This is a genomic window from Thioalkalivibrio versutus (genome assembly GCF_001999325.1).
In the GTDB taxonomy this organism is placed as follows: domain Bacteria; phylum Pseudomonadota; class Gammaproteobacteria; order Ectothiorhodospirales; family Ectothiorhodospiraceae; genus Thioalkalivibrio; species Thioalkalivibrio versutus.
In genome coordinates, this window is sequence record NZ_MVAR01000005.1 from 156,691 (window position 1) to 169,932 (window position 13,242).

The following is a 13,242-nucleotide window of genomic DNA, read 5'->3' on the forward strand; positions in this document are numbered from 1 at the left end:
CGCAAAGCCTACCAGAACCCGGCACGCGATCCGGCTTTCCCGCAATCACCCCGGCGCATTCCCCGGGACGCCATCGAGGACCGGCCCCGCGGTGATCGGCAGCTCGAACTCCACCGGATAATCCACATGCACGAAATAGAGCCCGCCGGCCGGCGCGGTGATCCCCGACGCGCGCCGATCACGCGCCGCCAGAACCTCCGCCGGCCAGCCGGGATCGGCGCGCCCATCCCCTACCGCCAACAGCACGCCGGCGATGTTGCGCACCATGTGATGCAGAAAGGCATTCGCGTGGATGTCCAGGATCACAAGGGCCCCGCGCCGGATCACCGACAACGAATGCACGCGCCGCACCGGCGATTTCGCCTGGCAAGCCGCCGCCCGCAGGCTGCTGAAGTCATGTTCGCCGACAAAGGTCTGACCCGCGCGATGCATGCGCTCCGCATCCAGCGGACGCCGCCACCAGGACACTCGTCCGGCCTCCAGTGCCGGACGCACTGCTCGATTCGCAATGACGTAGCGATACCGTCTGCCAAATGCGCCGAACCGGGCGTGAAACGCCCCCGGAACCGGTTGCGCCCAGGTCACGGCAATCGCGTCAGGCAGGCGACTGTTGGCGCCCAGGATCCATGCACGCGGCTCGCGCTGCGCCGGAGTATCGAAATGCACCACCTGCGCCGTGGCATGGACTCCCGCATCGGTGCGCCCCGCACAACTCAACGCGACCGGATGATTCGCCACAAACCCCAGTGCCGCCTCCAACTGCTGCTGCACGCTGGGACCGTCCTTCTGGCGCTGCCAGCCCAACAACCCACGCCCGTCATATTCGACCCCCAGCGCCCAGCGTTGTACCAGCTCACCCGCATCGTTGAAGCCCGGTTGTGCGTGCGCCTCACTCAAATGTCCGCTCCTCAAAAAAACCACCAAGTGAGCCAGGCCGCCAGCACCCCGAACCACAAGCCGATGACTGCCCAGCGGGGCACTGCCCGATTCTCCGTCCCAAGGTCGGCCGGGCCGTCCTCCGCCCCGCTCGGTCCGGAAAGGGCCTGATCCAGACGCTGCACCAGCCACTCGCGCACCGCTTCCAGCCGAGCCTTTCTCGCCCCCCCAAGCGCCTCCCGGCGCGCCTTGATCGCCGCTCGATCCCCCTCGAAATACATCAGGGCGAGAAACAGTCGCCGGGCGAAACGCTCGCCCCAGGCACCGAACACCTGCCAAGGTCCGCCCAGCACCAAACCGAGACTGCGTACGAGCACAGGCCTTGAAAACCGCTCGGTAAGCCAGACCACCAGCAGCAGCACCAGGACCAGGGCGAGGATACGAGTCCCGGCCTCCTGGAGCCCAGCGGCAAGATCGCCACCCTCCATCGGCCATAGGCCATAGAAGATCAGCAGGGAGAGGTAGAACCACTTCATGCGCAGGATCAAGCGACCGGCACGGCCCCAGGCAAACCCGCCGGGCCACGCCAGCCCGCCCACGAGCACGGCCATCACCACGAGTACCCGTGGCTCGGCCGATACCAGCGCAGCAGAAGCAGCCAGCACCCCCAGAAACGCCCACACCGCCCACACCACGCCCGGCGGGTGCGGTACCGATTCTGGCGGCAATTCGGAGGTCTGAACCAAGCGTGAACCGCCCTCGCAGCGATTAATGAACCACAAAAAAGGCCCCGCCCGGGGTTTTGCCCCCGGGCGGGGCCGGTCTGCACATTCCGGGGGTCAGCCGAGACCGAACCGGGAACATCCGGTCCGGAACTCCGACTTCCCGACGGTCACGAGCCCTGAATCTGCTCGCGGATCCCCTCGGCCTCGCGTTTCTGATCATCGGTGCCCGAGGTCAGGACCTCGTCGATCAATTCCTGGGCACCTTCCTGATCTCCCATGTCGGCATAGGCCTGGGCCAGACTCAGACGCGTGACGTTCTCGTCCGCGTCCGCTCCTGCGGAACCATCGTCGGTTTCATCCTGACCGGCAACAGGCGCATCGGAACCACCCGGGCCAAGCAGGTTCTCGTCCAGATCCAGGCCAGCTTCCGGCTCCGCCTGTTCCCCGCCACTCGCGGTGGAATCTGTCTCCGGAAGCTCGTTCTCGTCGATGTCGAACGCAAGATTGTTCAAGTCCCCATCAGCATCCGCGCTGGAAACATTACCTTCCGCGGCGTTCGCCAGATCCGCTTCCAGATTCTCGTCGAGGTCGAACGACAGGCCCTGATCATCCGCAACCGGCTCGCTCCCCAGGCTTTCCGCCGCCTCGTCGGTCTCGGGAAGCTCCAGACCCGAGAAATCGATCTCATTGCTGTCGGATTCCGTCGCGCGGCTTCCTTCCGCAGAAGGCACATCACCGAGATCGCCGGCCATCGCGCCACCAGCTGCAGTGGCGCCAAGACCGGCCCCCTCCCCAATCCGGGATTCCAGATCGGACAGGCGATCACGCGTAGCCGTATCACCCGCATCCAGCCGACCGCGCAGCGCACCGGCCGCCTGCCTTGCGCTCTCCTCGTCCTCAAGCGCGAGATGTGCCTCGACCAATTTCAGGCGGTACTGCTTGTTATCCGGATCGCGCTCGATCGCCGCATTGAGCGTCTCGACCGCCTGATCGTTCATGCCGTACGCCAGGCAGACATCCACCTCTGCCAGTACGTCATCTGTCGCCTCGCCTCCCTTCTGACTGGTGCTGGCGACCACGACCTCGCCAACCTCTTCCCCCGAATCGGCCGACAGATGGGAAGCGTCTTCCTGTTGCCCATCATCGCGTTCCGCGCCACCCGCCGCCGCGGCCGTGCCAACCACGGTGGCAGCGGCGGCACGGGTCGTCGAGCGATCTGGCGAACCCATCTCCCCGGTCTCGTAACTGCGGGCATCGAAGCCGGTCGCCTGCACCTTGCTGTTGTCCGCACGCGGCTTCAGGCCGGAACCGTGATCGTCGACCATCACCTCGCGGCGGCCGCCGCGGGCAAAAGCCAGCAACACCAGCAGCAGCAGAATGACCAGCGCAATCGCCATCATCAGCAGCAACGGGTCATTCATGATGCGTTCGTGCAGCGGGGCATTGCGTTCAGCATCCGCACGATCCAGACGGGTGCGCAGCTGTTCGCGCTCGGCGCGCAGCTGGCTCAGCTGTTCCTCGAGCCCAGCCATGTTCTCGCTGGAGATCTCGGCCAGACGCCCACGCTCGCCAAGCTCCTCGCGCAATTCGGAGAGCTCGTCGCGCATTCCGTCCATTTCGGCGCGCTGGGACAGCAGGGCTTCCTGCAGCAGCTCCTCGGAACCCCCCTGGGTTGCCCCGGCTTCGGCATCTTCCGGCAGCAGATCGGCGACGATCTCCAGGCGATCCTCGGGCGCCACCGCCTCGGTCGCGGCCTCGTCGCCCACCGCCGTTTCGTCCTCGGTCACGGCCGAGTCCGATTCGGCCACTGCGGATTCGTCGTCCGCAACCGCCGCGGCAGCGTCCTCCGTAACAGCCGATTCTTCGTCCTCGGCGAGCGCCTCGCCCTCGACACCCTCCTCAGCCGCGGCCGGAGCCGGCTCCGGTTCTTCGCGAGCCGCGCGAGTGGATTCCTGCCAGGAGCGCGTCTGATCGGCAACCTCGGCCCGCGCTTCGGCGGTACTGCGCGCGTCCAACTGTTCGCGGGACGGCGTACGCAATTCCGCGTCCGCGCGCAGCGAATTGATGTTGTTACCCATGAAGGCCTGCGGATTGGCGTCGAGGAACGCGAGCATGGCCTGCTCGTCGCTGTATCCCGAGACACCGCTGCGGCGCACGACCGCGTAGAGGGTGTCGCCACTACGCACCCGGATGGTTTCGCCTTCGCGGGTCGCACGCGGCGCTGCGCCGGGGTCCCCGCTCACGGCCGGCGCAGAAGTTCCGGAAGGCATCGTGCCGGGCGGATCCAGCAACAACGAGACCTCGCGCATGGCGCGCCCGCCATCCCAGCGCGCCTCCAGCAGCATGCCCACATAGGGCTCGCGCACCGGCCGGCGTGTGGTCAGGATGATGCGGTCACCCTCGACCTGGATGTTCAGGTCCCCCGGAACACCGCCACGGTTCAGACCGGCGCGGCGGTATGCATCCTCGGAAGCCTGGCGAATTCGCAGGGAATCGCCGGCAGCTGCCGCTCCCCGCAAGGGAATCTCCGCCCGCAAGGGCTGATTCAGGAAGGATTGAAGATTGATTTCGCCGAAGCCCACGGAACTCGAGGACGCCGGGGCCACCAGCAGCAAGAACAAAAACCCAACCAAAAACTTGCGCACGAATTCCCCCTGAAAATGCCACGTGGCCGTACTGCCTCGGCCGACACGGCCGATGACCCCCTGGCCACGGATGTACCGGGTAGTGTCCCCGGCGTTTTCCCGGATTAAATCACAGGTAATCGCGGATCAAAACCTCCGCGATCTGAATCGTGTTCAACGCGGCCCCCTTGCGCACGTTGTCCGAGACCACCCACAGGTTCAGTCCGCGGGGGTGGGAAATGTCCTCGCGGATGCGGCCGACGAACACCGCATCCTTGCCGGAACCCTCGGTCACCGCAGTCGGATAGCCCCCGTCCTCGTGCTTGTCCAGCACCGTGATCCCCGGTGCGCCGGAGAGGATTTCGCGCGCCTTCTCCGCACTGATCTTCTCGCGCGTCTCGATATGCAGGGCCTCGGAATGCCCGTAGAACACCGGAATGCGCACCGCGGTCGGGTTCACCAGGATGGACTCGTCGCCCATGATCTTCCGGGTCTCCCAGACCATCTTCATCTCTTCCTTGGTGTAGCCATTGTCCTGGAAGACGTCGATGTGCGGCAGGGCATTGAACGCGATCTGCTTGGGATACACGTTGCACTCCACCGGACGGCCATTCAGCAACGCCGCCGTCTGGTGCGCCAGCTCCTCGATCGCCTCCTTGCCGGTACCGGACACGGCCTGGTAGGTTGCCACGTTAATCCGTTCGATGCCGACCGCATCGTGCAGCGGCTTCAGCGCCACCAGCATCTGAATGGTGGAGCAATTCGGGTTCGCGATAATCCCGTGTTTCGTGTAATCGCCCACCGCGTCCGGGTTCACCTCCGGAATCACGAGCGGGATCTCCGGGTCGTAGCGGAACTGGGAGGTATTGTCGATCACGACGCAGCCGGCCGCCGCCGCCTTGGGCGCATATTCCGCGGACACCGAGGCGCCCGGCGAGAACAGCCCGATCTGCACCGTGGAAAAATCAAAAGTCGCCAGGTCCTCGACCTCCAACTCGCGCCGGCCGTAGTCCACCGTCTTGCCCACCGACCGCGAGCTGGCCAGGGCATGCACGCGCCCGATCGGCAGGTCGCGCTCGGCCAGGATGGACAGCAGGGCCTCGCCAACGGCGCCCGTTGCCCCGACCACGGCCACGTCAAATTTGCGGTCACTCATCGTTAATTCCCGGTTGAACTTTAATCGTTAACGCTTTGATAGATAATTACTCATCCAGGGCCGCGACCAAGGCGTCGCCCATGCCCTGCGTACCGACCAGCTTCATGCCTTCACCGAAGATGTCTGGGGTACGCAAGGCCTGATCCAGTACCCGACCCACAGCCGCCTCGATGCGTTCGGCCAGGTCGTTGCGGTTCAGACTATGACGGAGCAGCATCGCGACCGACAGCACCGTCGCCATCGGGTTGGCCTTGCCCTGCCCCGCAATATCCGGTGCCGAACCGTGGATCGGCTCGTACAGACCCACGCCCTCGCTGTTCAGCGAGGCGGACGGCAGCATGCCGATGGAGCCGGTCAGCATCGCCGCTGCATCGGACAGGATGTCCCCGAACATGTTGCCGGTCACCATCACGTCGAACTGCTTCGGGTCACGCACCAGCTGCATCGCGGCGTTGTCCACATACATGTGAGACAGCTCGACCTCGGGGAATTCCTTCCCGACACGCTCGACCACCTCGCGCCACAGCTCGGAGACCTCCAGCACGTTGGCCTTGTCCACCGAGCACAGGCGCTTGCCCCGCTTCATCGCCGCCTCGAAGCCGACCCGGGCGATCCGCTCAATCTCCGATTCGCTATAGACCAGCGTATTGAAGCCGACCCGCTCGCCATTGCGTTCCTCGATCCCGCGTGGCTGGCCGAAGTAGATCCCCCCGGTCAGCTCGCGCACGATCAGGATGTCCAGCCCGCTGACCACCTCGGGCTTCAGCGTGGAGGCCGAGGCCAGCTGCGGATACAGGATCGCCGGGCGCAGGTTCGCGAACAGGCCGAGATCCGAGCGGATGCCAAGCAGCCCACGCTCGGGGCGCAGGTCGCGCTCCAGCGACTCGTACTGCGGGCCACCCACCGCCCCCAGCAGGATCGCGTCTGCACGACGCGCCGCCTCGCGGGTGGCCTCCGGATAGGGGTGCCCGGCCGCGTCATGCGCCGCGCCCCCGATCAGGCCCTGCTCGATCTCCAGATCCAGACCGCCGATCTCGCCCACGCGCTCCAGCACCTTCAGCGCCTCGGCCACGATCTCGGGCCCAATCCCGTCCCCGGGCAATACCAGAATTCGGCTCACAAACCTCTCCCAAGTAACTATTATTCTTTACCTATACATTCCTAGTGGCAACGTCATTGCGAGGAGCCGCAGGCGACGTGGCAACCTCCGGTCGCAACCCCCGACGTTTACCCGAGCCAGCGCCGGGGCTGCCCTGGAAGATCGCCACGTCGCTGCGCTCCTCGCGATGACGGTGCTTCCTGCCCCCCGTCATTGCGAGGCCCCGCCAGGGGCCGTGGCACAAAAGCGCGAAGCGCGTTGAACGGCCGCAGGCCGGCCCGAAGGGCGAGCGCAGCGAGTAACCTCCCAAAGCTGCCAGAGCGCCGGTACGGGGATCCGGTGGTTCCGGACGGAGGTTGCTTCGTCGCTTCGCTCCTCGCAATGACGGTGCCCGGATCCAGGCCGTGCCAGACGCACCGTCTACCGTTGTTGTTCCGCCATCCACGGCCATTCGCGGCGCTGGCGCTCCTCGAAGGCGCGAATATCGTCCGCAAACTGCAGCGTCAGGGCGATATCGTCCAGCCCGTTCAGCAGGCGATGGCGGCGGTCCTCGTCCAGCGTAAAGTCGAATACGTTACCGTCCGGCGCGGTCACGGTCATCTCTTCCAGATTCACCTCGACCTGCGCACCCGGATTCGCCTCCACCTGATCAAACAGGCGCTGCACCTCGTCCTCGGCCAGCACCACGGGCAGGAGCCCGTTCTTGCAGCTGTTGGAGAAAAAGATGTCCGCGAACGACGGCGCGATCACCGCACGAAAACCGAAATCGGTCAGCGCCCAGACCGCGTGCTCACGGGAGGAGCCACAGCCAAAGTTCTTGCGCGCCAGCAGGATGGTCGCCTCGTCAAACGGCGCCTGATTCAGCACAAAGTCCGGGTTCGGCCGGCGCTTCGAGCCGTCCATGCCCGGCTCGCCCGGGTCCAGGTAGCGCCAGTCGTCGAAGGCATTCGGGCCAAAGCCCGTGCGCTTAACCGACTTCAGGTACTGCTTGGGGATGATCGCATCGGTATCCACGTTGGAGCGGTCCAGCGGCGCGACGATCCCCTTGTGTACAGTAAAGGCCTGCATCGCTTACGCCTCCTTCAACGCGGACGGTTCAATGAAGTGCCCGGCGACGGCCGCCGCGGCGGCCAGCGACGGGCTGACCAAATGCGTGCGCCCGCCCTGCCCCTGACGGCCCTCGAAGTTGCGGTTCGAGGTCGAGGCGCAGCGCTCGCCCGGCTCCAGGCGGTCGGCGTTCATCGCCAGGCACATCGAACAGCCCGGCTCGCGCCACTCGAAGCCGGCATCCAGGAAGATGCGGTCCAGCCCCTCCTGCTCCGCCTGCTGCTTCACCAGCCCGGAGCCCGGCACCACCATCGCCAGCTTGATGTTGTCGGCCTTCTTGCGGCCCTTCACCACCTCGGCGGCGGCGCGCAGGTCCTCAATCCGGGAATTCGTGCAGGACCCGATGAACACCTTGTCCGGACGGATCTCCGTCATCGGGGTATTCGCCTTCAGGTCCATGTACTCCAGCGCCCGCTGCATGCCCTCGGCGCGCACCGGATCGGACTCGGCCGCCGGGTCCGGCACCCGCCCGTCGATCGGCGCGACCATCTCCGGCGAGGTGCCCCAGCTGACCTGCGGGGCGATCTCGGCGGCATCCATCTCCACCACCGCGTCGAACTCGGCATCCGGGTCGGAGACCAGCGTGCGCCAGTACTCGGCCGCCCGCTCGAACATCTCGCCGGTCGGCGCCTGCGGCTTGCCGCGCACGTATTCGATGGTCTTCTCGTCCACCGCGACCATGCCCGCACGGGCCCCGGCCTCGATCGACATGTTGCAGACGCTCATACGGCCTTCGATCGACAGGCTGCGGATCGCGGAGCCGGCAAACTCGATCGCGTAGCCGGTACCGCCAGCGGTGCCGATGCGGCCGATGATGGCCAGCACCACGTCCTTGGCGGTGACGCCCGGGCGCAGCGCGCCTTCCACACGGATCTGCATGGCCTTGGTCTTCTTTTGCCACAGGCATTGCGTGGCCAGCACATGCTCCACCTCGGAGGTGCCAATACCAAAGGCCAGCGCGCCCAGCGCGCCATGCGTGGAGGTATGCGAGTCGCCGCAGACTACGGTCATGCCCGGCAAGGTCGCGCCCTGCTCCGGGCCGATCACGTGCACGATGCCCTGGCGCACGTCCGCCATCGGGAAGAATTTCAGCCCCAGGCTCGTGACGTTGCTCTCCAGTGTTTCCACCTGGATGCGCGAGACCGGATCCGCAATCCCCTGGTCGCGGTTCTCCGTGGGCACGTTGTGATCCGGCACCGCCAGCACGGAATCGCCGCGCCATGGCTTGCGCCCGGCCAGCCGCAGCCCCTCGAAGGCCTGCGGACTGGTCACCTCGTGCACCAGGTGGCGGTCGATGTAGAGCAGCGTCGAGCCATCCGGCTCCTCGCGCACCCCATGCGCCTCCCACAACTTGTCATACAGGGTCTTGCCAGCCATTACCTACTCCCGCGGCCGCGCCGCGTTCTATCGTTCTTGCGTCCCACCGCCGACGATCCACCGGCGCTATACAGGCTCGCCCTTGCACCGCGTCGCCAACTGGCACCGTCATTGCGAGGAGCGTAGCGACGAAGCAACCTCCGTCCGAAACCACCCGATCCCGGTACTGGCGCTCTGCCAGCTTCAGGAGGTTACTCGCTGCGCTCGCCCTTCGGGCCGGCCTGCGGCCGTTCAACGCGCTTAGCGCTTTTGTGCCGCGTCGCCTTCGGCTCCTCGCAATGACGTCGTTTCATGACGCCCGTTGATCTAGAGTCTGGGCCCGCCCCGGTATTCTTTCAAATCCGATTTCTTATCCGTATCATTCCATACGGTTATATAGGTGCCGGGTCATGCCGAGCCCGACCATCGAACGGACCATTATCTCACGCGGGGACTGGAGAGACACGGATGCGCCCAGAACAACTGAGTGTCGAATCCCTGCAGGCCTTCGTCGCGGTCGTCGACACCGGCGCCTTCTCCGCCGCGGCCGAACGGCTGCACCTGACGCAGCCCGCCATCAGCAAGCGCATCCAGTCGCTGGAGGCCACGCTGGAACGTCCGTTATTCGAGCGCCAGGGTCGGCGTGTACGGCCGACCGAGGTCGCCGAACGCCTGCTGCCCGAGGCCCGGGAAATCCTCGCCCGCCTGCGCGCCATCGAGCAGCAGGTCGCCGACCTCGACCAGGTGGTGCGCGGCCGCATCCGCCTGGCCACCTCGCACCACATCGCCCTGCACCGCCTGCCCACGCCACTGTCGGCCCTGCGCGAGCGCTACCCGGAGCTGGAACTGGAACTGGCATTCATGGATTCCGAGGCCGGCATCGAGGCCGTCATGCACGGCGACGCCGACCTGGCCCTGGCCACCCTGCCCGAGGATCTGCCGAAGGGCGCCGAGGCGCACACCGTATGGACCGACGAGCTTGTTCCCATGGTCGCCCGCAACCGCGCTGACGATACCCCGCTGGATACCCTGCGGCGCCTGCACGACTGGCCAGCCATCCTGCCGCCCGGGGATTCCACCACCCGCCGCCAGATCGACCAGGCCCTGGCCGCACAGGGCCTGCACCCCACTGCCGCCCAGGAAAGCCCCTACCTGGAAGTCATCCGCATGCTGATCGCGGCCGGCCTCGGCATCGGCTTCCTCCCCCGCACCATGGCCACCGACGACCTCGCCGTGCTCGACTGGCCCGGCGGGCCCGTCACCCGCCAGCTCGGCTGGGTCCGCCATGCCGAGCGGTACCGCTCCCGCACGCTGGAGGCTGTCATCGAGGCGTTACAGCGGCCGCAGTAACCCGATGCCGCCGCCCCCTTCCAGGCCGGCAGCCGCGCGGTCAGGCGCGGGCGGCTTCGCGGGGGAGGAGGGACGAGATCATCCAGGTGGCGAAGATGAAGAAGGTGGAAGCGATCAGGGCGCCTTCCAGGCCCCAGACCATGAAGATGGCGCCGGAGGCGACAGTGCCGACCAGGCGGCCGCCAGCGTTGGCCATGTAGTAGAAGCCCACCTTCATCGCAACGCGGTCGGCCTCGGCGTAGTCAAGGATGAGGAAGGAGTGGACGGCCGAGTTGATCGCGAACACCACGCCGAACACGCCCAGTCCGACCATCAGCACCCAGGCCGGGTCCAGGCCCACCTCCAGGCCGATCACAATGGCGATCGGCAGCAGCATCAGGATGAACGCCCACAGGCGCGCGGTGAGTCCGGTCGGATGCACCCCGCCCCGGCCCAGCAGGCGCGGCACCGAGGCCTGCACGATGCCGTAGCCGATCACCCACAGCGCGAGGAACGCGCCGACCTGCATGTGGTTCCAGTCGAGCGTGGCGCTGAGGAACACCGGCAACGCGACCACGAACCAGACATCACGCGCGCCGAACAGGAAGAAGCGTGCGGCCGAGAGCACGTTGATCGCGGCGGAGTTGGAGAACATCTGGGTGAACTTCGGCTTGCCCCCGACACGCCCCAGCCCGCGCGGCAGTCCGACCACCGAGAACAGCATGACCAGCGCCAGCATCCCGGCCAGGATGACCAGCGCCATCTGGAAGCCCACGCTGTAGAGCAGCGCCCCGCCGACAAAGAAGCCGACCCCCTTTAGCGCGTTCTTCGAGCCGGTGAGTACCGCCACCCAGCGAAACAGCCGCCCCTCCCTGTCGCCGGCGATCAGCTTCACGCCGGACTTCGCGCTCATCTTGTTCAGATCCTTGGCGATCCCGGACAGGGCCTGCGCAAACATCACGTAGGCCACGCCCAGCCACGCCTCGGGCACCGTGAGCATCAGCAGGGCCGCCACCTGCAGCAGCGTCCCGCCGATCATGGTGGTGTTCACCCCCAGCCGCGCGGCCAGCCAGCCACCGGTGAGGTTGGTGATGACCCCGAACAGCTCGTAGAACAGGAACAGGAAGGCGATCTCCAGCGGGCTGTAGCCCAGCTGGTGGAAGAACAGCACGACCAGCATGCGGATCGCGCCGTCGGTGACGGTGAACGCCCAATAGTTCGCGGTGATCCGCGCGTAGGCACCCAGCCCCAGGGTAGGCGGCCCGCCGGAGTTTGGCTGGTCGGCCGTGCCGCTCACGACGGCATCAAACCCCGAGCTTGGCGACGCGGGCGACCAGTTCGACCAGCCGGTTCGCGTAGCCCCACTCGTTGTCGTACCAGGCCAGCACCTTCACCTGCGTGCCATCGACCACCATCGTCGACTGGGCATCCACGATGGACGAGCGCGGGTCGGTGCGGAAATCGCTGGAGACCAGCGGGCGCTCCTCGAAGCCGAGGATGCCGTTCAGATCACCGTTCGCAGCCTCGCGCAGCAGGCCGTTGACCTCCTTCGCCGTCGTCTCGCGCGCGGCCTCGAAGGTGAAATCCGTCAGCGACGCGTTCATCAACGGCACGCGCACCGCATGGCCGTTCAGCCGCCCGTTCAGCTCGGGGAAGATGTCGCCGATCGCCTTCGCCGAGCCGGTAGTGGTCGGGATCAGGTTCAGCCCGGCCGCACGAGCCCGGCGCAGGTTGTCGCGCGGCAGGTCCACCGGCGACTGGGTGGCGGTCATGTCGTGGACGGTCAGGATGGTGCCGTGGCGGATCGACAGCGCCGGGTGCAGCACCTTGACCAGCGGCGCCAGGCAATTGGTGGTGCAGGAGGCAGCCGTCACGACGTGGTGCTTCGCGGGATCGTAAGCGGCGTCGTTCACGCCCATCACCACGTTCAGCGCGCGCTCGTCCTTCACCGGCGCCGCGACCACCACGCGCTTCGCGCCCCGGGTGAAGTGCGGCTCCAGCGTGTCCATGGTGCGGAAGGCGCCAGTGGCGTCGATGACGATGTCCACGTCCGACTCGCCCCACGGCACCTGCCCCGGCTCGGCCAGGCCCGTGTGGCGCAGCTCGCGCCCGTCGATCCGGATCTGGTCCGCTTGGGCCTCGGGCTCGCGGCCCCAACGCCCGTGAACGGAATCAAACTCCAACAGATGCCCGGTAACGGTCCCGTCCGCGGCGGACTCGTTCAGATGCACGACCTCGATGTCGTCCCGGTCCCATGCCGCGCGCAGGGCCAACCGACCGATCCGCCCTATCCCGTTGATACCGACGCGCACCGCCATGGAGCCCCTCCCGCGAAAAATCGCGTCAGCATACCCCGCCCAAATGACAAACGCATGACGCCCGGGCGCCGAAAACCCGGCTCGTCAGTTGAGCCAGACGATCCCCGCGTTGAGGTAGATGGCGAAGGCGACCCACAGCAGGTACGGCACCAGCAGCGCGCCGGCGATTCGGTCGATCCGCCAGAAGACAATCAGGGTGGCCAGGATCACCGGCCACAGGATCAGGATCTCGGCGAGCGCCAGATCCGGGCGTTGCATGCCGAAGAACAGCACCGACCAGCCGAGATTCAGCGCGAGCTGGGCCAGGAACAGCCCCAGCGCCATCGGGGCACCGGTCAAACCGACGCGCCGCCAGACATGCCAGGCGGCGAGACCCATCAGGCCGAACAGCACGGACCAGACCGGGCCGAATACCGCGTCCGGCGGGTTCAGCGGCGGGCGCGTCAGCGTCGGATACCAGTCGCCCACCGACAGACTGGTCGCCCAGCCCCCCAATCCCGCCACAGCGAAGACCAACACCATCCAGGCCAGCAGGCCCAGCATGTCCATGGCAAAGGAGCGCCGCCGCGGGCGCGGGGAACGGGCCGAATCGGATGTCGTCACGGAATTCTCCTTGTACTCGCGGGTCCTAGTCCGGGCTTCATCGAATCGG

At 66.6% G+C, this 13,242-nt stretch carries 11 protein-coding genes; 1 reads left to right on the forward strand and 10 read right to left on the reverse strand.

The window, feature by feature from the left end; all coding sequences use genetic code 11:
- Window positions 1–45: 45 nt before the first annotated feature.
- The 7 genes from truA to leuC all read right to left on the reverse strand — a co-directional run bounded on the left by truA (window position 46) and on the right by leuC (window position 8,964).
- A complete protein-coding gene (truA, locus tag B0684_RS02305) occupies window positions 46–897 on the reverse strand; it encodes a tRNA pseudouridine(38-40) synthase TruA (RefSeq protein WP_018650239.1) in 852 nt (283 codons plus the stop codon).
- Window positions 898–908: 11 nt separating this feature from the next.
- A complete protein-coding gene (locus B0684_RS02310) occupies window positions 909–1,571 on the reverse strand; it encodes a hypothetical protein (protein ID WP_018145857.1) in 663 nt (220 codons plus the stop codon).
- Between the two features lie 197 nt (window positions 1,572–1,768).
- Window positions 1,769–4,246 carry a FimV/HubP family polar landmark protein gene (locus B0684_RS02315; protein ID WP_018650240.1) on the reverse strand — a complete coding sequence of 826 codons (2,478 nt, stop codon included), beginning with the start codon at window positions 4,244–4,246 and terminating at the stop codon, window positions 1,769–1,771.
- Window positions 4,247–4,355: 109 nt separating this feature from the next.
- Window positions 4,356–5,381, reverse strand: coding sequence for an aspartate-semialdehyde dehydrogenase (locus tag B0684_RS02320; protein WP_018145859.1), 1,026 nt, complete (start codon window positions 5,379–5,381; stop codon window positions 4,356–4,358).
- A gap of 46 nt (window positions 5,382–5,427) precedes the next feature.
- A complete protein-coding gene (leuB, locus tag B0684_RS02325) occupies window positions 5,428–6,501 on the reverse strand; it encodes a 3-isopropylmalate dehydrogenase (RefSeq protein ID WP_198928518.1) in 1,074 nt (357 codons plus the stop codon).
- A 399-nt stretch (window positions 6,502–6,900) separates the two neighbouring features.
- Window positions 6,901–7,548, reverse strand: a complete 648-nt coding sequence (gene leuD / locus B0684_RS02330) for a 3-isopropylmalate dehydratase small subunit (RefSeq protein ID WP_018650242.1) — start codon at window positions 7,546–7,548, stop codon at window positions 6,901–6,903.
- A 3-nt stretch (window positions 7,549–7,551) separates the two neighbouring features.
- Window positions 7,552–8,964 carry a 3-isopropylmalate dehydratase large subunit gene (gene leuC / locus B0684_RS02335; RefSeq protein WP_018145862.1) on the reverse strand — a complete coding sequence of 471 codons (1,413 nt, stop codon included), beginning with the start codon at window positions 8,962–8,964 and terminating at the stop codon, window positions 7,552–7,554.
- A gap of 447 nt (window positions 8,965–9,411) precedes the next feature.
- Here leuC and B0684_RS02340 point away from each other — a divergent pair, with 447 nt between their 5' ends.
- The gene (locus tag B0684_RS02340; RefSeq protein ID WP_018145863.1) at window positions 9,412–10,293 is read left to right on the forward strand and encodes a LysR family transcriptional regulator; all 882 of its coding nucleotides are present in this window, start codon (window positions 9,412–9,414) and stop codon (window positions 10,291–10,293) included.
- A gap of 40 nt (window positions 10,294–10,333) precedes the next feature.
- On the opposite strand, the gene arsJ is transcribed toward B0684_RS02340, so the two are convergent.
- The 3 genes from arsJ to B0684_RS02355 all read right to left on the reverse strand — a co-directional run bounded on the left by arsJ (window position 10,334) and on the right by B0684_RS02355 (window position 13,133).
- Window positions 10,334–11,569, reverse strand: coding sequence for an organoarsenical effux MFS transporter ArsJ (gene arsJ / locus B0684_RS02345; protein ID WP_018650243.1), 1,236 nt, complete (start codon window positions 11,567–11,569; stop codon window positions 10,334–10,336).
- A 7-nt stretch (window positions 11,570–11,576) separates the two neighbouring features.
- Window positions 11,577–12,590, reverse strand: coding sequence for an ArsJ-associated glyceraldehyde-3-phosphate dehydrogenase (locus tag B0684_RS02350; RefSeq protein WP_018650244.1), 1,014 nt, complete (start codon window positions 12,588–12,590; stop codon window positions 11,577–11,579).
- An 84-nt stretch (window positions 12,591–12,674) separates the two neighbouring features.
- Complete coding sequence (locus B0684_RS02355; RefSeq protein WP_077276954.1) at window positions 12,675–13,133, reverse strand: TspO/MBR family protein; 459 nt, start codon at window positions 13,131–13,133, stop codon at window positions 12,675–12,677.
- Window positions 13,134–13,242 lie beyond the last annotated feature (109 nt).